Source organism: Trichocoleus sp. ST-U1 (assembly GCF_039961835.1).
In the GTDB taxonomy this organism is placed as follows: Bacteria; Cyanobacteriota; Cyanobacteriia; order Cyanobacteriales; family FACHB-T130; genus FACHB-T130.
In genome coordinates, this window is record NZ_JAMPJZ010000090.1 from 1 (window position 1) to 19,622 (window position 19,622).

Here is a 19,622-nt window from a genome sequence, read left to right on the forward strand (position 1 = left end):
CAGCCAAGCGGTTTCTGTAGGAATCGCCCGAATATCAACTGAGTAAAAATTGCGACCCGTAGGCAGAACGTCTGGGCGTCCTCGTGTTGGTGCACCAGATGCCCCGCTGGGAACAAAGCGCCCATCTAAGCCTCGCAATAGGTTTGTGATTTCTTGGGTGGTTTGTTGCAGGGAAGGCAGGAGGGAGTTGCGTATCCACTCCAATTCTTTTTGCGTGGCAGTGCCTACCCCACCCCAACCCGGTTGGTTAACGGGGAGGGGGCAAGAGGGAGTGAATAGGGGGGTGGCATCACTTAAATCAACCCCACCCCAAGCTTCTCCATTAGCGAAGGGGGGGTAAGAGGGGGTGGAAAGGGAGGCGGCGATGAGTAGATATTCCACCAAGTTAGCTGCTTGTTGTTCTAATGCTTCAACTGCGTCACCGACAGTTCGATAGGCGGCAATTGTATGCTCGTTGCCCCCCCTGTGAACGGGGGGGGTAGGGGGGGGTTCCGCGCTGCTAGGAAGCGGTTGAGCGGGATCGGCTGTCAGGGGGTCGAAATCCAAACCCCAATCTTGGGCGATCGCGCGAGTTAAACCGAGACGATGAGTACCGGGATGACGAGCGATCGCTACTATTAAATCTCTGAGTTGTCGCCCCTGCGGACATTGCCCAAAAATGTGCAAACCATCTCGAATTTGAGCCTCTTTTAATTCGCACAGATACCCATCAGCGCGGGTAAGGAAATTTTGGATTTCCTCACTTCTGTTGTTAAGAGTTTCTAACCCTAAATCCTGATGGAGGTTTTCTTCAAGGATTAGCTGAGTGATGCGATCGCTTATCACTGGCAGGCGCGACGGATCTAAACTCTGGGCTTCATAATACTCGTCAATTAATCCTTCCAATTGTTGCAAAGAACCATAAAGTTCAGCGCGAGTTATCGGCGGCGTTAAATGGTCAATAATTACCGCTTGGGCGCGACGTTTAGCTTGCGAACCTTCGCCAGGGTCATTGACAATAAAAGGATAAAGATGAGGTAATGCGCCAAAAGCAACCTCTGGATAACAATTTTCAGAGAGTGCCACACTTTTACCCGGCAACCATTCCAAATTCCCATGTTTCCCCACATGAACGATTGCATCTGCCCCAAAATGTTGCCGCACCCAATAGTAAAAAGCAAGATAACGATGAGGCGGTTCTAAATCTGGGGCGTGATAATTCAAACTAGGATCAATATCGTAACCCCGCGCTGGTTGAATCCCTACAAACACATTACCCAGATAAATACCAGGAATCGGGAATTCAGAAACAGAACCAGTTAACTCAATAAATCTCTCTTCCCTCTCTTCCTTCGCGTTCTTAGCGTCTAAAGCGCTAACGCGCATGGCTTTGCTAGTGCGGTTCATCTCCAAAACCGAACTCCAGCGATCGCATATTCCCTTCTGCACGTCCACTGGCAACGTCGCAAAATACTCCTGATATTCTTCCCCACAGACAAATTGCCCGACTGGGCGCAATCCCCCCTCCGGATCGTTCGTCACCCCAGCCGTTAAACGCCCAATCAATTCATCTCCATTTGCCGGGATATTTTCAACCTGATACCCAGCCAACTGCAACGCCTTGAGGATTTCCACACAACTTTCTGGGGTATCCAATCCAACACCATTGGCAAGACGCCCATCTCGGTTGGGATAATTAGCCAAAATTAGGGCAATTCGCCGCTCAGATGGTGGAGTTTGGCGTAGTTTTACCCAATTAGAGGCTAAGTCAGCAACAAACTCAATGCGATCGCGTACTGGCTCATAAACCACTACATCCGTTTCTAACTGAGGATTCCGGGTTTGCACCGCCTTAAACGAAACCGCACGGCTAATAATCCGCCCATCCACTTCTGGTAGCGCTACATTCATCGCCATATCCCGTGGCGATAGCCCCTGAAACCCAGATTCCCATTGTTCCACCGTGCCACCGCTGAGGATTACCTGCAACACTGGTACATCTAAAGTGCTGAGTGCTAATGGCTCATTATCAATCGCTAATTGTTTTTGACCATTAGCGATTGGTAATGAGCTAATCGCAAAGCTGGTGGTACTGAGCAAAATTTGTATGGGTTCTGCATCTTTGGGTTGGAGTAGTTGCAAGACGTCTGCCTGCACATCCGGATCTCGCAGAGAAGAGACAAAAACGGGGACGGGTTCTAATTTTCGTGCGGCTAATGCTTGGCAAAGAGCATCAATGACTGCTGTATTTCCAGCTAAATAATGAGCGCGATAGAACAAAATTCCAACTTTTGGCTTTAATTTCTCCTTCAACCCCTCTCCAGCAAGGAGAGAGGCGTCATTCTCCTCTTGCCCTCGTAGGGAAGGGGGCTGGGAAGTTAGGTTTTTCTGATTGTCTTCCTCATCCCTCATTTCCCATTGATAAAGCCCCACGCGAGGAACTTCTTGGGGTGGGAGTGGATTGTAACGACCTTCCAGACAAACATCAGCAATAAATTTTAGGGCGCTGGCGAAATTTTCCCCGCCCCCTTCGATGAGGTAGCGCCACAACTGGTTAACAACTGATAGAGAAACAGTAGAATGACTGATTAAATCAGGATCTGGGCGATCGTCTCCTGGCAAGACAATCAATGCTGCACCCGTTCGCTGCACTGTCTCGCGTACCACTTCTAACCCGTAAGACCAGTAAGAACGTCCTCCCAGTAGCCGTAGAATAATTACCTGTGCCTGCTCTAGCACTTCCTCAGCGTAAGTATCAATACTGAGCTGTTGCTGCAACTGCAAGAGATTGACGACTCGTAGCGCTGGAAATCCCTCTGGCAATTTGGATACTGCTGCGGCGAGAGTTTGAATATCGGTGTCCGCTGCGGTGAGAAGGACGATCGGGGCAGGGGTTTGTTCGATAAAAATGACGCCTTCAGCGTCAGGATTCCATCCCCCAGGAGTAGCGGCTAGACGATGCATAATAGCGATTTTAGATTTTAGATTGGCTCTTGAGATTCGCTCTTGCCAAGGTATGACTTTCTCATACTTGGCTGAAAGTGGATTGCTCAAAGCTCATGGTTCGTTGTTCAATGTTCATGGCATTTGACGATAAACCATGAACCAAAATTCCCAAGGATTAAACGCGCTGAGTCAAGGTCTGATTGTATCTTGTCAGGCTCCGGTTGACTCGCCTTTACATGAGCCATCGGTAATTGCCGCGATCGCGCAAGCGGCGATCCTCAACGGAGCTGTCGGTGTCAGAATTGATACACCCGCTCATGTAAAAGCAGTCCGGGAACGGGTAAAAGCACCGATTATCGGGCTGTGGAAACAACAGATACCGGGGTACGAAGTCTATATTACGCCGCAGTTTGAACACGCGGAAGCGATCGCTCAAGCCGGTGCGGACATTATTGCCATTGACGCTACTTTACGCGATCGCCCAGGCGCGGAAACAATAGAAACACTCATTACCCGGATTCACGATGAATTAGGCAAGCCGGTGATGGCTGATGTGGATACGATAGAGAGCGCGATCGCGGCGGCGGCGGCTGGTGCAGACATTGTCGGTACCACGCTCTATGGCTACACTGCCCAAACAAAAAATCTGGCTCCTCCCGGCTTCGATCTTCTCGCCCAAATAGTCGAACAGCTAAGCGTTCCAGCAATTTGTGAAGGTGGCATTGCCTCACCGCAGCAAGCTAAACACGCCTTGGAATTAGGAGCTTATGCTGTTGTCGTCGGTACCGCAATTACAGGTATAGATTACAACGTAAAGGCGTACCGTGCTGCTTTCCCAAGTTCACAAAAATCATAATTTTTAGCTAAAAATGATTGTAATAATTAAAACTTTGGCTACTTAATTATCAGTATTTCTCTTGAAATAGCAGTTTCTTTCTAGATTTAGTCTCAGCACGTAGGTAATTATTGGGATATACTTCTTTAGGTAGAGGCATACAAAGATTGCTCTAGTTATCTTTGTGGTCTAAAAAATTGTGAATGTGCCAGGGCGCTACCTAGGGTAATTTTTATGCACGCTTTACCACGAGTTATCAGGAAAACCGGCTTTTTATGGGCGTTGGTTGCAGTAGGTGCATTTCAGGGATTGCTGATTACCTGGATGCTGCCAACCCAAAGTTTGAACTTTAACAATCCGCCCCAATCGGTGCGTGCGGGAAATCGGTAGTTAAGTGCAAAAACAAAAATACCCTCGATGCCTCGAAGGTATAACCAGAAAAAGTATTTTAGGTAGATTTGGCGGCACCCGCGCAACAACTAAGTCGCCGCCAGTTGACGCCGCTTCACAATCACCATCGTGTTTCCCACGACTGGACTACGCGCTAGCACGTCGCCTTGAGAATCGGCGATTTGTAGCTTGCTGAAGTCGAGTTCCCTAGCACGTTGCAACATTTCAGCAGCTAATTTGTCCTGCTTAGAGACAGAGAGATTGTACCAAGCATCTCCTACCTTCACGATTAGCAAACTGCCTGGAAAGTTAGCTTCAATCGACTGAATCAGCCCATTTTCATATTGGCTGGTAATTTCAGTGACTCGATTTTGGATAGAGGCAATCAGGTTTTGCTCTGGAGTCAGCACTGGGGGAGGCGGCGTCACCGTTTCCACGGGTTCCGGTGCTTCAGGCGCTTTTAATTCCGGTGGAGTGGTAATTTGTGAAGTCGGAAGATTCGCCACGTCAGTCGGAGGCTTCCCAGGTATTAGGGCGGCTGTTGTCCAGAGTACTACGAGAAGAACGCCTGCGATCGCGCCCGACAAAGCCGTATTCGACAGCTTTTGACTGATTGATTCCGGCAGAATTGAGCGGATTCTCGCCAGCGTCGCATTCCACAACATCACAAAGCGCATCCAACTCTGACGGAACCTCTCTAGAGGACTCGGCGTCGGTGGCAAAGGCACCACCTCAGCAGGGGGTGTCTCTGGTGCTGGCGTGTCCGCAGAGGTTTCCAGGGCTGACGTCTCTGTAGCCAATGCTGGTGCTTCTGGCGTCACTTCTGGCGTTACTTCTGGCGTCAGCTCTGTCACCCCCTCAGTAGGTTGAAATACCACCTTTTCCGGAGGAGAAGGAGTCCTTGAGGGTAACTGTTCGGTAGGTTCTGCCTCCAGTTTTTCGACAACCCCTTCCAGTAGCTGAATTGTGCCACGCAGAGTTTTAAGGCTTTGCACTTTCAGAACGGGTTGGAATCTAGCCCAAATTTGCTGGAGGGCTTTTCCCGATTGGCTTTTTGCCCCCGTGGGCGTCGGCGTTTGGGGTGCCGGTTTAGCTGAAGAAGTTGGCTGTTTCGGTTGATCTTCTGGCATCGAATTTCCCCTGAGGGCAGTGCAAATAGGTGCAATTACGGTAAATTTTTACCGAATGCTGCCTTCACAGCCCTAATCTACCACTTTGCTATTCTGCTTTAATCGACTTGCGCCCAACTTACGTAACTCTTAATCAAGTAATCCATGCCCCTTAAACGCCGTGACTTTCTAATTTTAAGTAGCCTCAGTGGCTTCGGCTTAGCTTTTTTGGTCAGAAAATTCCGCAGCCAAATCGCTCAGAGTCAAGATATCAACCCAGGAGAGACGTCAAAAACCTCCCCTTCCTCCAACTTAGGCTCCAAATCGACAACCGTTAGTTCATCACAATCCCCTCTCCTGCGGTTTGTCTCCGTCGCTGACACCGGCACTGGTTCGGCAAGCCAGTATGCTGTAGCAGCGTCAATGGCTCGTTACCACGCGCTAAAGCCCTTTGATTTAGCAATTCTTGCGGGTGACAATATTTACAACAACGGTGAAATCGAGAAAATTGTCGATGTCTTTGAGCGCCCCTATCAAGCTTTATTGCGGCGCGGAGTAAAATTTCAGGCGGTTCTTGGCAATCACGACATCCGCACCGATAACGGAGAACCCCAAGTGCGCTATCCAGGCTTTAATATGCAGGGACAACGCTACTACACATTCCGCCGCAACCCCGTACAATTTTTTGCTTTAGATACTAATGAGAATGCTGACTGGGAAACTCAACTAAAATGGTTAGAAAAAGAACTCACTCGCAGTAATGCCCCTTGGAAAGTAGTTGTTGGTCATCACCAGATTTATTCATCGGGTGCATACGGGGTTAATCAACCCTTTATACAAACCTTGACGCCACTATTTAAAAAGTACGGAGTGCAACTTTACATTAACGGTCACGACCACCATTATGAGCGCACTCAGCCCATCAATGGTACTACCTACCTCATCTGTGGGGCAGGGGCAGGACTCCGCCCGGTGGAACGTTCAGAATGGACGGCGCATTCTACTAGTCAATTGAGTTTTGCGGCACTTAATGTATATGCAGACAGAATAATCATTAGCGGTATCGGCAGCGATAACCGCATTTTCGACCAAGGCATCATTCCGCTGCACTCAGCCTGATTCAAACTATGAAAGTCAAGCGCCTAAAAATGAGTTCGTTCCGTGGCATTGGCGATCTGACGCTAGAGTTCGATACTGATGAGCCAACGGTTTTCATCGGCGTCAATGGAGTGGGAAAATCAAGCATTCTTGATTGTCTCGCCATTCTTCTATCTCACTTGCTAGCGAGAATTGAATTTAATTATAGCTTTGAACGTTTCTTTAGAAGTCAAGACATCAAAAATAGACACGAAAGAACAGACAACGAGATTACAATTTCAATCGCCTCACGGGAAGTAAGGTGGTCTCTCGCCCAAGTTCGTCAAAAAGGCAGCACAGATGAAAGCGGCGAACTTACTGAGTTAGAAGCGGCTATTGACGACGATGAAATATACAATCATTTAGCAATCACTCCCGAAAACAACACACCTTTGGCAGTATATTACCCGGTCAATCGTGCCGTTTTTGAGATTCTCCTGGAAATTCCTAAGGGAAACCTGCTTGAGCAGATAGATCCCTACGAGTGGTCACTAACCGGGGTACAAACTGACTTCGGTAGCTTTTTCCAATGGTTCAGAGCGGTAGAAGATTTGGAAAACGAAGAACGGAGAGATAATACTGATTACAGAGATAATCGACTAGAAGCAGTAAGGCAAGCCATATATTCACTGATGCCCGATTTTTCTAACTTGCGGGTGAGGCGATCGCCTTTACGAATGATTGCCACAAAACAAGGTCAGGAACTTATCATCGAGCAGCTGTCTGATGGTGAGAAAGGCTTATTGGCAATGGTGGGAGATTTAGCGAGAAGGTTAGCGATCGCAAACCCAGGTTTACCTGATCCACTCCAAGGCGAAGGCGTTGTTCTCATTGACGAAATTGAACTGCACCTTCACCCGAAATGGCAACGCGAAATTATTCCCGCGTTAACAAGAACATTTCCTAATTGTCAGTTCATCGTTACAACCCATTCCCCACAGGTAATCAGCGAAGTTAAACCTAATGGAATCTATATTCTAGAGGCAACATCTGAAGGTGTTGTTGCTAAACGTCCAGAAAGTTCTTTTGGTAGAGACAGCAATCGTATTTTAGAAGACCTCATGGGTGTTCCAGCCCGTCCGCAGGAAATCAAAGACGAACTCCTGGAGCTATTTCGACTCATCGATAAGGGGGATCTTGACGGTGCTAAACAATTGCGCCAACAAATCGCTGACCAAATTGGAACTGATGAACCAGAGTTTGTTAGGGCAGATGTACTCATGCGGCGAAAAGAAATTCTTAACCGATGAAGTACATCAGAAAAAACAAGGAGCCGGAAAGTTTCACCAAGTGGAAAGCGCTCGCTAACGAAGACTGGATACCCACTTATGATGACCTACGCGGACAAGAGAAAACAGATGTTTGTAATAGGCTGCTGCAAGAGCAAGGTTATACCTGTTGCTATTGCGGAATGCGTATTGCTAGAGAAAATAGCCATATCGAACATCTAAAACCCCAAAGCTCCTATCCACATCTAGCGCTAGAGTACACAAATCTGTTGGCTTCATGCCAGGGAGAAAGTGAAGAACCACCCCCACTCCCGGTTCATTGTGGACGCAAAAAAGATGACTGGTACGATGAGCATTTAATGGTTTCTCCTTTAGATGCGGACTGCACTAATTTCTTTAGGTACTCTGGTTCAGGAGAAATCCTACCAACAGACGATTTAGGTAAGCAAGCAACAGCAGCAACAACGATTTCTCAGCTTGGACTCGACATTGACAAGCTGAGGGCAATGCGTCGCGAGGCGATTAATGGAGTCTTGTTAGCGATTGAGGGACTAACGGACGAAGAGATACAACAGTTTGCTCAAAGCTACAAGCAGTTAGATGCAAAGGGACAATACACGCCGTTTTGTGCTGCGATCGCTTATATCTTTAAGGCATACTATCCTTAATATTGAGCTAGATTAATGGATAGGAGGAAATACGCGATCGCATCTAGTTCATCCGCCTATTTCACTGCGAGTCACTAATTTTTTAGCCTCCGAATAAGACGAAATATTTTATTTTCTTAAAAAGGATGAGAAAAAACAACAATCATGAAATTGCAGAATCCCAAAATTAGATTATTCCTTCTCGTCTTGGCTTGTGCAGTTGTTTTCAGTATTCAATCCTTATCTTTAGCACAAAAAGACGCTCAACTAGCCACCGAACCGATTACTTCACCTGCTTCCCAATTACTCGCTCAACAAAACGGGAAGTTAATTATTACTCAATTAAATCGTGAGTTTCAGATAAATTTAAACGAAACCGCTATTTTACCTGATGAAAATATTTGGGTGAAATTTACTGACATCACAGAAGATTCGCGCTGTCCTATTAATATCCAGTGTATTTGGGCAGGACGAGCAAAAATCGTGGTAAATATTTGGAAAGATGGTCAAAATATAGGAGATTTTGTTTTGACCACTGGTGGCGGAAATCCAGCATTAGCAGTTCACAACTTTGACAGCAACTATAATATTAAGTTTGTAGACCTTCAGCCAGCTCCCATTAGTGGATCAGAAACTCAAAAATCAGCTTATACTACTGCTCTCGTGATTTCTAAAACAACAGACAAGATTTAGTCTTGTAACTTGCGTAGGCAGGTTTCGTTTGTGTAGGTGCGGTTTCAACCATCCGTGCAAGAGGTGAGGGATTCTGACCTGCTGGCATATCGCAATTCAAATACGATTGCTATAGCAGTTTTTTAACTATAACCATATCAAAGTAGAAGCAAATAACTAAAAAATGAAGCGCATAAACATTCTTATTTCTGGTTTTCTTCTAACTACGAGCCTGACGGCTACAGCAGCCTACAGTCAAAGCGTTTCCCCAAATCCAACTCTACCTCCTACATCCAGCCCTATTCCAAATTCTAATCAAATTAAACCCAATAGTTGGGAGATAAATGTAAAAGAAATTTTAGAAACCCCTAATTTAGCTGACTGCAAATTTTGGATGATGCTTGGGGTAATCCTCGCTGCTGGAAGCCTGGGTGGGTTAGTTTACGAACTGCTCAATCTCCAGGGAAATATTGAGTTACCTCATAAGCCGACTGATGATGATTTAGCGGTAAAGTTTGCCTATGCTCATTCTACGAATGTGATTGATTTAGGGGTAGTGGCACGGTTACTCATTGGTGCCCTTGCTGCACCTCCAGCTATCGCGATTGTCCGACCAGAAACGGCTTTTATCCTGTTAGCAACCTCCGCCGTTGCTGGTTCCGCAGGTACTTTGATCTTTCGCGCTCTACAGGATCGGTTATTAGTCGCGGTACTTCAAACTGGGATAAACGAGGTCAGTGCAAGAAGTATTAAACCGCAACAACCAATCGATGAAGCAATTAAGGATTTTGACAAGCTAGTGCAGGAAGTGCGAAAGCATTCAGAAAGCCCTAGAGGATTGACTGAGCTAAAGTTTACCAGAGACGCGACTTTAGACCCCAGCGACTTCGAGGAAGTCAGCAAACATTTAAATCAAATTCAAGGAGTAAATCCTAAAGTAGACGAGGCAATTGAGATTTTTAAAGAGCTGGTTGAGGAAGTGCGAAAACACTCCGAAAGTCCTAGCGGGACTACTAAACTAAAGATTACGAAGGGTACCGTTTTGCCATTTGAGCATTTACAGAAGATAAAAACACTTTTGTGGCAAGCTAAAAAAGACACGGAAACGACTACACCCGCAAATGATAGCACTGCTGAATTAGCATCTAAGCCGACGCCACCCGCAGAAGGCAGTACTTCTTCTCACAACTGAAATAATATTCAAGCACACGGATAAGCTAATCCTGCCGGATGCAGTTGCCTTGAAAAAACAGAATTAACACCACTTGTAATAAAACTTTACAGTAAACTCTTGTCGTTCGATCTCTTGAGTTTTGTCAGTTAACCAGTATGGGTATTGTAGTCTAATAGAAATAGAATTATTAGGTTGTTAATATATTAAGTTTAAACCTATGCAGGCTGGATGATATTTGTTCAATCTATCGGAAGAGTGAATTATTTGAACAATTTGTAATAAGGCAACATCTGTCTAGAGAGCGGTTTAGCTGATAAGCCAAATGAAGTAAATATAGGATTGCTAAACCTAATGAGATTGTGTTCTATGCAACCAAATTATTTTACGAAAGGGCTTTCAACTGTAGGACGTTGGCTGGCTACAACGCTGTTTTGCGTGTCAGCGATCGCGTTTGTTTGGCAGGGTGCCTTTTTCTCGACCAGCGCAGCAATGGCTGCTCCTAGTGCAAACCTAATCGCATCTGTAGATACGAGCGACCAGGTTAAAGGAAAAGCCAATGAAGATTTGAACCGAAGCAAGAATTTCATTGACGATGTCAAAGACAAGGTAAAAGCAACTGCCAATAAGAATGCCGACCGAGTCGAGGAAGGAACGGATGGGCATGGGAATCTCATTGAGCGTAAAGCCAACAGAGATGCAGCGCGAATTGAGAAAAGAGCAGATGAAGATGCGGCTCGGACTAAGGAAGCAGTAGACAACACAAAAGGTCTTGTTGAAAAGGCTGTTGATAGCATCAAGGATGCTCTTGGTAACTAGAGAATAGTTGTTAGGGAAAGGTCAATGTACATTATTCCGTTCATTTAAACCTGAAGGATGGATGTACATTGATTGGCTGTTTGCAATTCTACTTCGGCAAGAGAAATAAAAGTAAAGAAACGAAACACAAGCTTACTCGCCGCTATCCCTGTCTTGTCACTCTCTGAAAACAAAAATTTAAGACGATTTTTTAACTCTGACTGGAATTGGGTTTATCGCTTTATTTTCTAATCTTCTAGATATAGTTGTTGCGTAAAACTAAAATGCTTGTGTGGGAAGGGTTACATCTTTTCATCTGAGAATAATGATGGAAGAACGATAGAGTTTTAAGCCGTGTTCTTCAACTTTTTCGGGGTCGTCAGCGTTTCGTGGAAGTTTCGCAAAATTGGCGATCGCAACTGCATCATCAATCGCTCTGTTGAGGGTTGCGTCGTTCGTTCTTGACGGTTTGGTTTGCTTGACAATGTGGACATTGCATTATGCTTCGATTGTGCAATGCCCTAATCAATTATCAAGTCAGCACTTCACAAGGGCCAAAAGTCATCTCGATCGCCCTAGCCATTTGTACAAATACTTGCCCCACTGTGGAACCTGGATGCGTTAGGGTCAAAGGCGTTCCCGTATCCCCACCCATACAAATACTAGGGTCAATCGGAACCTGCCCCAGTAAAGGGGCTTGGAGTTCTGTCGATAGCTGCTGCCCTCCACCACTCCCAAAAATCGGAGTGCGATCGCCACAGTGACCGCAGATCAAATAACTCATATTCTCGATAATGCCAAGCACGGGAATGCCGACACGACGAAACATATGGACACTGCGACGCACATCCGAAACCGCCACTTGTTGGGGAGTCGTCACCAAAATTACGCCACAAATCGGACTTTCTTGGACAATCGTAATTTGAGCATCGCCTGTACCAGGAGGCAAATCAATCAGCAGATAATCTAATTCTCCCCATTCCACCTCCTGAATAAACTGAGTCACGATTTTGTGTAGGACAGGCCCTCGCCAAGCGAGGGGATGATCGGGTTCTGCCAGCAGTCCTACAGACATGACTTTGATGCCGTGAGCTTCTAGGGGAAGAAACTTTTGACCGTTGGGTGTATCAATCACCTTTACATTTGCCTGTCCCAATCCCAACATCTGAGGGACGTTGGGGCCATAGACATCCGCATCGAGTAGGCCCACCTTCGCCCCCTGTAAACTCAAAGCGGCGGCTAAATTAACCGATGTTGTGGACTTGCCTACGCCTCCCTTGCCACTGGAAATTGCCAACGTCGTTCTGACACCGGGAATGGTACAAATTTGGATATAAATTTTCTTGCACCAAGTTACGGGCGAAAGTGCCGATTGAATTTCGGCCTGTAGGTGATGCTGATGTTTCCCCACATATAGGCGTAGATAAATATAGTCATCCACAACCCGCAGATTCCGCACCATCCCTAAGCTAACGATGTCGTTTTTGAGGATGGGTTCCATCACCTGTTTGAGAGACTGGACAACCTCTCGTTGCCGAGATTCAGTCACCGGATCGGGAGGAGTGGCAATTTCCTCTATTGAATGAGTTTGGCGGAAGGGAGATTGATGGCTAGGCATTAGATGTCTCTGGCGTGGACTCTTGGATCGTCTGAATCGCTCGTTGTGCGTAAATACACACGTCTTTGTCTGGATCGTCCAGGGATTGCTGGAGTGCATTGAGGGCAGTTGGATTCTTCAGGATACCGAGTGCAATCGCTGCATCTCGACGCACATCCGAATACTCATCTGCCAACGCTTTCACTAACGCAGGTAAGGTTTGATCAGCAGGTGTTTTCTGCAACGCCTGAAGCGTAAACTTCCGCACCTGCCAATGCTCATCTGCCAAAGCCGTTTCTAAAGCCGGAACTGCCGCAAGATCAGCGTGGAGTGCCAACGATTTTGCCGCATTGCGTCGCACTTGCCAATCTTTGTCGGTAGTCAGTGCTTGACACAGACTGGGAACTACTTCTGCATCTGTTAAATGTCCTAATGTCAGGGCAGCAGAACGCCGCACGTTCTCATCGGGGTCGGACATTAAGGCGATCGCTTCTTGACAGCGTTCCACTTGATTAAGATAGCGTAGCGTGGTTACTGCTGCTTCCCGTAACTCCGCATTTCCTGATGCAAAGAACGGCAGCACGTAGGGCAAAGACTGAGCATCGTGAATCTTCCGCAACAGAATTAATATATTCAGTTGCATATTCACGTCATCTCGATGCAGTGCATCTAGCAGCAGCAACAAGCGATCGGGCGTGACTAATTCCCCCAAGGCGGATAGTGCTTCTTCCCGAATCTCCTCATCAGTTGAAGCCAGACATTCTACCAACGCCGGAACTGCTTTAGGATTTGCCAGTTCCCACAGCGCCGTCACCGCTAGCTTTTGCACCGCCATACTTTGATCTTGCAAAGCTGCAATCAAGGGTTCCAGGGCATCCTCATCGCCCAAATGTTGCAGCATTTTCACTGCCACCAGGCGATCGCTTTCGTCGGGCGATCGCAACATTTCTAACCATTGGTTCAATTCAGTATCCACAGACATCTTCATTCCTCTATCGCAACAAAAAGGGAATTTGTACTGTAATTGCGTTGGTGGGACATTCCTTCTCGCAAGGCAAGCAAAACCAGCACTCGTCGTACTTCATATAGGCTTTGCCTGTTTCAGGGTTCTTCGCCAATACATCCAGCGGACAAACTTCAATGCAAGCCGTACACTTTTCTAAGCATTTCGATTCATCCACGATTACGGGTACGTCAACCCGTTGCATAGCTAAAGCCATAACTCTTCCTCTGTTTGCTACAAATTGACCGACTTAGCGCACCGCCACGTCATAAACTTCGCGTTCAATATCAACGTCCACCACATAAGGCTCAACCGGACGTTTGAACAAAGCCATCTCGCCTGATTCGTCTTTCTTAAGATTGACGTGGCAGAACCATTCTTCATTGTTCTTATCGGGATAATCCACGCGGTAATGGTAGAGTCCCCAACGGCTTTCCCGACGATATAGCGAGGCGCGGGCTGCCATCTCAGCACAATCGCGAATAAAGTGAACCTCCATGCAGCGCATCAGTTCATGGGGGTCGCGTGCGCCCATCATCTCTAGGCTTTCGTGGTAGCGCACAAAGTTTCTCAAGCCAATTTCCATCTTGTGGTCTACTTTGGGCGGCTGGAGGTAGTCATTGACCAATCGCCGTAACTTATACTCCACCTGGGTATGCGGTACGCCATTCGGGTTGTTCAACGGGGCATAAATCCGTTGTCTTTCCGCCTCTAAAACATCAGCATCGGGTTCAAGATGCTCTAACCCTTCGATATAATCCACCGCATTTGTACCCGCCAATCGACCAAATACAAACGCCCCAATCATGTAATTGTGGGGAACGCTGGCCATATCTCCGGCGGCATATAATCCTGGAACCGTTGTCTCCGCCTTCTCGTTCACCCAGACTCCAGAAGCGCTGTGACCGCTACACAAACCGATTTCCGAGATATTCATCTCTACGCCATTTGTGCGGTAGTTTTCGCCTCTCCCTTCATGGAATCTGCCTCGGCTGGGTCGTTCATTCGCCCATAAAATAGACTCAATTTCTGAAATGGTGTCTTCATCTAAGTGAGTCATCTTCAGTTGAACGGGGCCTTTCCCAGAGTTCAACTCCTTCCAGATTTCTAGCATCATCTGACCGCTCCAGTAGTCGCAACTGATAAAGCGGTGTCCTTCAGCATTGGCGGTGTAAGCTCCAAACGGACTGGCTACATAGGCGCAGGCTGGCCCGTTGTAGTCCTTCATCAAGGGGTTAATTTGAAAACACTCGATATTGGTGAGTTCTGCGCCTGCGTGATACGCCATTGAGTAGCCGTCACCCGCGTTGGTGGGGTTTTCGTAGGTGCCGTAGAGATAGCCGGAGGCGGGTAAACCCAAGCGTCCGCAGGCTCCTGTACACAGAACGACGGCTTTTGCCTGAATCACCACAAAATCGCCGTTTCGCACATCAAACCCGACTGCACCAATGGCGCGTCCGTCCTTGACTAGAACGCGAGTCGCCATGACCCGATTTGTGACTTTGGCTTTGTGGCGCTTAACTTGTCGGGTCAAAATTTGTTTGAGGTCTTTTCCTTCGGGCATCGGTAGCACGTATTTACCGACGCGATGCACTTGCTTTAAGTCGTAGTCTCCTTGGGCATCTTTTTGGAACTTCACGCCCCAGCTTTCTAGTTCTTGAATGACTTCAAAGCCGAGTTTACCAGTTTGGTAGACCGCTTTTTGATTCACAATGCCATCGTTGGAAATCGTTATTTCGCGAACATATTGCTCTGGGGTAGAATTACCAGGAATGACGGCTGTATTGACCCCATCCATACCCATTGCGATCGCCCCACTGCGGCGGATATTCGCTTTCTCTAAAATCAGCACCTCTCCCTCAGGATTTGCCTGTTTTGCCTTGATTGCTGCCATCGTTCCGGCAGTACCACCACCAATGACTAAAACATCGGTCTTCATCCATTGAGTATCCACTCTTAACTCCTCTTCAGTTAGCAAAAACTTTTATAACTTTGTACGAATAAATTCACTAAGTCCGCTTTTTTACCTTTTTTTATATTAGAGAAGAGAATTAAAAGTTACAAGCTTTTTTGTAACCAAAAATACCATCTATTCATTCGCGTTTTTTATGATCTTATAAATTAGCTTTATTCATTCATTAAGCTGTAAAATAAAAATTTCAATTTGGGGGGTTAGAGAACGTGGAGGTTTATCAAGTTAAAGTATTTCTGGAGGTGGCTAGGCACCTCAGTTTTACTGAAGCTGCTGATGCTCTAAATCTGAGTCAGCCTGCGGTCAGCGCCAAAATAAAATCCCTGGAAACTGAACTAGGAACTGACCTGTTTTATCGTCTTGGTCGTAAGATTCAGCTAACCGAGGTGGGACAGTTTTTATGGGAGGAAGGGCCAAGACTGATTGAGGTTGAAAATCAATTGTTTGCCAAAGTCGAAGAAATCAAAAAAGGCAAATTTGGCAATCTCAAAATCGGCTCCACAGCCGCGATCGCTAATGGATGGCTACCTGAAATTCTCTTTCAGTACCGTCAGCAGTATCCTGGGATTCAGACTCAGTGTGTCGTATTTGACTCGGTTGAATTTCTCTATCGAGCCATTACCAGCAGTCAGATTGATATAGGAATTTCAGATATTAATTTTGCAGAGTTTTCGGAAATATCAGCAACCCCAATTGCACCAATTCACTATTACTTAGTCGTTGCGGCAAATCATCCTTTAGCGAATCAAACCTGGTTGAGTTTGAAAGAGTTGCAAAAAGAACGATGGGTGATGCTAAATACTGGCTGCCCTAGTCGTTTAATGTTTGAATCTCGACTAACTGAATTAGGGATAAATTTTTCAGATTTCGCTCAAATTGAAACAGTTGATACTCTCAGTTTGATGCGAACCTATATGATGCAGGGTCATTATTTAGGATTTGCTTCTAACTTTGAATTTCAATCTGAATGTCAATCGGGAATGCTTGTTGCAATTCCCCTGCAAGAATTTGCCTTATCCGGTAATGTTTTCCTAGTGTTACCCAAACGATTAAGCCAATCTGCGCTTACAGACTCATTGCCGCAAAATCGGCGCTCGCGCAACTCAAACCCGATGCAAAAGTTCATAGATCTGGTTGAGAATTGTCAAGAGCAACAGCAAGCCTCTGTTTGTCCTCATTCAACCCCAGTGCGTTTGCGATCGCCTAACCTAATCATTCGTTCCAACTCCGTGCAACATCCTGAGACAATTGATTTAGCGATCGGGATTCAAAACAGCACGATTCCAACAGTAACGGCGGGCTTAGTGATTCAGCGCTTAGGCTTACTAGAACACTTCTTACCGAGAGAAGGGCGATACAGTTCCACTCAGTATCGCATCCACTGGTGCGATTTTTTAACAGGAGCACCGATTATTCAAGGGTTACACTCCGGACAACTAGATATTGGCGTTTTAGGGGATTATCCCTTGTTACTGAGTGCTATCCAGCAAAATAATTCCGGTAGTGAAACTCGACAGACTCGCCTGGTTAGTTTTGTTTCAACGAATCCCGATGGTTCCTGTAATGCCGTAATTGTTCCCAATAAGTCCAAACTGCAAAGTATCGAAGACTTACGAGGAGGTGTAATTGCGGTTCCTTTCAGTTCTTCTGCACATGGGATGGTGATGCGATCGCTCAATTCTGCGAACTTACTTAACGAGGTTAAGCTTGCTTCCTTAGAGAACTCCAACATTACTCAGCCCTTTGATTATTCCATTCAAGCAGATGGGTATGCTCATTTTGCTCCCTTTCACGATATTGCCTATCGTCAAGGCAAGTTTCGTTATTTGCCAGGTGACAATTTGAATGTGTTACCTGCCTTTCATGGTGTAGTGGTGAGTGCAGAGTTAGCAGAACAGTATCCGGAAGTTGTAATCGCTTACCTAAAAGCCTTAAGCGCTGCCCAATATTGGTATACCATTACGCCCTCTGCGCTTTCTCTGATCAGCCAGTGGACAAACCTGGATGCCGAAATTGTCTCCCAAATTCTCAGCAATGTCTATCACCAGAATCAACCTGGGCGCTTTTTCTGCGAGATGATGATTCGTCCCGACTGGATTACTCAACACATTGCCCAACTGCGTCTAGTTCCCGGAAATGAAGGACTAGAGACAATTAACCTCGATCGCTGGATTCAAACCGAATTTCTCCATCAATCTCAGAACTTAAGCAGTTGGTAAAAGGGACAACAAAGGACACGCCAAGCCGCTATCGAAAGCAACACACTTGGGCTGTACGAGCAGTACAAATACGGTTTGCTTCAATCAACCCAACTCCATACTCTTGAGAGTTTCTTCGCGAATCAATTCAAAGACTTGCCGATTGAGATTCACAAAATCCGGTGAAAGCATCGTATCTATATGGCGGGGTCGATCGAGATTCACCACAACTGTTTCTTTGATATGCCCTGGACGAACGCCCATAACCAGAATGCGATCGCTCAAAAAGATGGCTTCTTCAATATCGTGGGTGACAAAAATAACCGTGGATTTCAAATCGCTCCAAATGTTCAGCAGCAACTCCTGCATCATGTGCCGAGTCTGAGCATCCAAGGCTGCAAATGGTTCATCCATCAACAATACTGAGGGTGAATTTACCAGTGCCCGCACAATGCTTGCACGTTGTTGCATTCCTCCTGATAGCTGATGAGGATAAGAATGACGATGCTTATACAAGCCGACTCGGTCTAAGTAATCATTTACCAATTCAGTTCGTTCTACTCTAGAAATACCCTGAATTTTTAAACCAAATTCCACGTTCTCAAAGGTGGTCTTCCAGGGTAGGAGCGAGTATTGCTGAAAAACAAATCCGCGATCTGCTCCCGGTCTTTCAACGGGTTGTTCATCCACTAATACCTGTCCCCTTGTTGGCTTCAGAAAACCAGCAATCAAGTTTAGAATCGTTGACTTGCCGCAGCCCGATGGTCCCAACAAACAGACAAATTCACCAGGATTAATTTTGAAGTTTGTTGATTCTAGAACCAGCAAAGGCCCGTACTGGTCTCGTCGCTTAAAGGCAACGGATAAATCTTTAACTTCAACTGACCCTTTCGCCAAGGCGCTAACCTGCTTTTTTGCTAGGGTTGCCACAGCCTCTAAACCTCCAAAAATAGGCAACTTGAATATTCATTTTCAGGAAACTACACACCCTGCTTTTTCGTTACTCGCCAAGGCATCAGCAACTTCGTTAAGAGATCGACAATCAGCGTGCTTATCAAACCCATCAAACCAATCAGCAGCATTCCCATCACAATTGGTGGATAATTCGAGGTAACATAGGACTCCCAAGTTAGATAACCCACTCCAAACCGACCTGCCAAAATTTCAGCTGTTACCAAACAAAACCAGGCATTTCCCATACCAATAACCAAACCGCTGGCAATGTTGGGCATCGCTCCTGGCACCACAATATCTTTAAAAATGTGCCACTGTTTAGCCCCCAAACACTGCCCTACTCGCAGCAGCACTATATCTGTGCTTTCTACTCCCCGAATTGTGCTGATCAAGATTGGGAAGAATGCGCCTAGAAATGTGATGTACACCATCCCTGACTCTGCATTGGGAAACATGAGAATTGCCAGCGGTATCCAGGCGACGGCGGGAATTGGTCTGAGCAACTCTAATGGAATAAAAAGCAAATCTTCAATTTGCCGAAACCAGCCAATCATGATGCCCAAGCTAACGCCCAGAATAGCCGCAATTCCAAATCCCAGCAAAACTCGTTGAAGACTAGCAGTAATATGCACAGCCGCATTGCCAGAAAAGAATTCAACTGTTGCATTCCAAACTTCAACTGGAGAGGGTAAAAAGGTGAAATTGATGAAGAAATTGAACTGAGTGACGCACAAAAGCTGCCAGATCCCAAAGAATAAAACAATGGAAATTGCTCGCTTTAAATTGCGACTTTTGAGCAGTGCCAAACTTATAAGCGCTAATTTTGACAAGGGGCGCTGCTTCAAAAATTTGCTACTCAGTACACTGTACTTCTCTCCTTTTGTCTTTCGTGCTGATTTTGGAGATACAGCCATTACAAACCTCTCATTTGAATCAATATAGTTCTATCGTTGCGAGCGCTCCCCTTCATTCATCGCGCAACCGC

Annotated in this window: 18 protein-coding genes; 9 read left to right on the top strand and 9 right to left on the bottom strand. The window is 46.2% G+C overall.

Annotation, left to right across the window (positions count from 1 at the left end; genetic code table 11):
- Positions 1-2,943 (bottom strand): cobaltochelatase subunit CobN (gene cobN, locus NDA06_RS22475; RefSeq protein WP_348251866.1); only part of this gene is annotated, 2,943 nt, incomplete at its 3' end.
- Positions 2,944-3,079: 136 nt separating this feature from the next.
- Between cobN and NDA06_RS22480 the strand changes: the two genes are divergently transcribed.
- Together NDA06_RS22480 and NDA06_RS22485 are read left to right on the top strand one after the other, a co-directional pair.
- Entirely contained in the window at positions 3,080-3,781 is a 702-nt protein-coding gene (locus tag NDA06_RS22480) for an N-acetylmannosamine-6-phosphate 2-epimerase (RefSeq protein ID WP_190985410.1), read from the top strand.
- Positions 3,782-3,994: 213 nt separating this feature from the next.
- Positions 3,995-4,150, top strand: a complete 156-nt coding sequence (locus NDA06_RS22485; RefSeq protein ID WP_190415069.1) for a hypothetical protein — start codon at positions 3,995-3,997, stop codon at positions 4,148-4,150.
- Positions 4,151-4,239: 89 nt separating this feature from the next.
- Here the strand turns inward: NDA06_RS22485 and NDA06_RS22490 are convergent, their stop codons facing one another.
- Positions 4,240-5,280 carry a hypothetical protein gene (locus NDA06_RS22490; RefSeq protein WP_190426243.1) on the bottom strand — a complete coding sequence of 347 codons (1,041 nt, stop codon included), beginning with the start codon at positions 5,278-5,280 and terminating at the stop codon, positions 4,240-4,242.
- Positions 5,281-5,424: 144 nt separating this feature from the next.
- On the opposite strand from NDA06_RS22490, the gene NDA06_RS22495 reads away from it, so the two are divergent.
- From NDA06_RS22495 to NDA06_RS22520, 6 genes are all read left to right on the top strand, one after another.
- Complete coding sequence (locus tag NDA06_RS22495) at positions 5,425-6,378, top strand: metallophosphoesterase (protein WP_190524354.1); 954 nt, start codon at positions 5,425-5,427, stop codon at positions 6,376-6,378.
- 8 nt (positions 6,379-6,386) lie between these two features.
- Entirely contained in the window at positions 6,387-7,646 is a 1,260-nt protein-coding gene (locus tag NDA06_RS22500; RefSeq protein WP_190524357.1) for an AAA family ATPase, read from the top strand.
- Positions 7,643-8,293 carry a retron system putative HNH endonuclease gene (locus tag NDA06_RS22505; RefSeq protein WP_190524360.1) on the top strand — a complete coding sequence of 217 codons (651 nt, stop codon included), beginning with the start codon at positions 7,643-7,645 and terminating at the stop codon, positions 8,291-8,293. The genes NDA06_RS22500 and NDA06_RS22505 overlap by 4 nt, the downstream gene beginning before the upstream one ends.
- 144 nt (positions 8,294-8,437) lie before the next feature.
- Entirely contained in the window at positions 8,438-8,965 is a 528-nt protein-coding gene (locus NDA06_RS22510; RefSeq protein WP_190985411.1) for a hypothetical protein, read from the top strand.
- 163 nt (positions 8,966-9,128) lie between these two features.
- Positions 9,129-10,136, top strand: a complete 1,008-nt coding sequence (locus NDA06_RS22515; RefSeq protein WP_190985412.1) for a hypothetical protein — start codon at positions 9,129-9,131, stop codon at positions 10,134-10,136.
- Positions 10,137-10,484: 348 nt separating this feature from the next.
- The gene (locus tag NDA06_RS22520) at positions 10,485-10,934 is read left to right on the top strand and encodes a hypothetical protein (protein WP_190415064.1); all 450 of its coding nucleotides are present in this window, start codon (positions 10,485-10,487) and stop codon (positions 10,932-10,934) included.
- A gap of 326 nt (positions 10,935-11,260) precedes the next feature.
- Here NDA06_RS22520 and NDA06_RS22525 read toward each other — a convergent pair whose 3' ends face one another.
- From NDA06_RS22525 to NDA06_RS22545, 5 genes are read right to left on the bottom strand one after another with little or no spacing between them, the layout of a single operon-like run.
- Positions 11,261-11,407: a hypothetical protein gene (locus NDA06_RS22525; protein WP_190985413.1), complete on the bottom strand. Its 147-nt coding sequence runs from the start codon at positions 11,405-11,407 to the stop codon at positions 11,261-11,263.
- 38 nt (positions 11,408-11,445) lie between these two features.
- Positions 11,446-12,531, bottom strand: coding sequence for an Mrp/NBP35 family ATP-binding protein (locus tag NDA06_RS22530; protein ID WP_190985414.1), 1,086 nt, complete (start codon positions 12,529-12,531; stop codon positions 11,446-11,448).
- Entirely contained in the window at positions 12,524-13,498 is a 975-nt protein-coding gene (locus NDA06_RS22535) for a HEAT repeat domain-containing protein (RefSeq protein WP_190985415.1), read from the bottom strand. Before NDA06_RS22535 ends, NDA06_RS22530 begins: the two co-directional genes overlap by 8 nt.
- 4 nt (positions 13,499-13,502) lie before the next feature.
- On the bottom strand, positions 13,503-13,730 hold the full coding sequence (locus NDA06_RS22540) for a ferredoxin family protein (protein WP_071958132.1): 228 nt from the start codon (positions 13,728-13,730) through the stop codon (positions 13,503-13,505).
- A gap of 33 nt (positions 13,731-13,763) precedes the next feature.
- Complete coding sequence (locus tag NDA06_RS22545) at positions 13,764-15,467, bottom strand: fumarate reductase/succinate dehydrogenase flavoprotein subunit (RefSeq protein ID WP_199324043.1); 1,704 nt, start codon at positions 15,465-15,467, stop codon at positions 13,764-13,766.
- 227 nt (positions 15,468-15,694) lie between these two features.
- Between NDA06_RS22545 and NDA06_RS22550 the strand changes: the two genes are divergently transcribed.
- The gene (locus NDA06_RS22550) at positions 15,695-17,704 is read left to right on the top strand and encodes a LysR substrate-binding domain-containing protein (protein WP_190985416.1); all 2,010 of its coding nucleotides are present in this window, start codon (positions 15,695-15,697) and stop codon (positions 17,702-17,704) included.
- Positions 17,705-17,788: 84 nt separating this feature from the next.
- Here the strand turns inward: NDA06_RS22550 and NDA06_RS22555 are convergent, their stop codons facing one another.
- Positions 17,789-18,613 carry an ATP-binding cassette domain-containing protein gene (locus NDA06_RS22555; protein ID WP_190985417.1) on the bottom strand — a complete coding sequence of 275 codons (825 nt, stop codon included), beginning with the start codon at positions 18,611-18,613 and terminating at the stop codon, positions 17,789-17,791.
- A gap of 50 nt (positions 18,614-18,663) precedes the next feature.
- Entirely contained in the window at positions 18,664-19,551 is an 888-nt protein-coding gene (locus NDA06_RS22560; protein ID WP_190985418.1) for an ABC transporter permease, read from the bottom strand.
- Positions 19,552-19,622 lie beyond the last annotated feature (71 nt).

What these genes read in the sequence shown, in the direction of transcription:
- NDA06_RS22515 (WP_190985412.1), top strand. Translation starts at nt 9,129, where the DNA reads ATGAAGCGCATAAACATTCTTATTTCTGGTTTTCTTCTAACTACGAGC.
- NDA06_RS22490 (WP_190426243.1), bottom strand. Translation starts at nt 5,280, where the DNA reads ATGCCAGAAGATCAACCGAAACAGCCAACTTCTTCAGCTAAACCGGCA.
- NDA06_RS22480 (WP_190985410.1), top strand. Translation starts at nt 3,080, where the DNA reads ATGAACCAAAATTCCCAAGGATTAAACGCGCTGAGTCAAGGTCTGATT.
- NDA06_RS22505 (WP_190524360.1), top strand. Translation starts at nt 7,643, where the DNA reads ATGAAGTACATCAGAAAAAACAAGGAGCCGGAAAGTTTCACCAAGTGG.
- NDA06_RS22520 (WP_190415064.1), top strand. Translation starts at nt 10,485, where the DNA reads ATGCAACCAAATTATTTTACGAAAGGGCTTTCAACTGTAGGACGTTGG.
- NDA06_RS22540 (WP_071958132.1), bottom strand. Translation starts at nt 13,730, where the DNA reads ATGGCTTTAGCTATGCAACGGGTTGACGTACCCGTAATCGTGGATGAA.
- NDA06_RS22535 (WP_190985415.1), bottom strand. Translation starts at nt 13,498, where the DNA reads ATGAAGATGTCTGTGGATACTGAATTGAACCAATGGTTAGAAATGTTG.
- NDA06_RS22560 (WP_190985418.1), bottom strand. Translation starts at nt 19,551, where the DNA reads ATGGCTGTATCTCCAAAATCAGCACGAAAGACAAAAGGAGAGAAGTAC.
- NDA06_RS22485 (WP_190415069.1), top strand. Translation starts at nt 3,995, where the DNA reads ATGCACGCTTTACCACGAGTTATCAGGAAAACCGGCTTTTTATGGGCG.
- NDA06_RS22500 (WP_190524357.1), top strand. Translation starts at nt 6,387, where the DNA reads ATGAAAGTCAAGCGCCTAAAAATGAGTTCGTTCCGTGGCATTGGCGAT.
- NDA06_RS22510 (WP_190985411.1), top strand. Translation starts at nt 8,438, where the DNA reads ATGAAATTGCAGAATCCCAAAATTAGATTATTCCTTCTCGTCTTGGCT.
- NDA06_RS22525 (WP_190985413.1), bottom strand. Translation starts at nt 11,407, where the DNA reads ATGTCCACATTGTCAAGCAAACCAAACCGTCAAGAACGAACGACGCAA.
- NDA06_RS22530 (WP_190985414.1), bottom strand. Translation starts at nt 12,531, where the DNA reads ATGCCTAGCCATCAATCTCCCTTCCGCCAAACTCATTCAATAGAGGAA.
- NDA06_RS22495 (WP_190524354.1), top strand. Translation starts at nt 5,425, where the DNA reads ATGCCCCTTAAACGCCGTGACTTTCTAATTTTAAGTAGCCTCAGTGGC.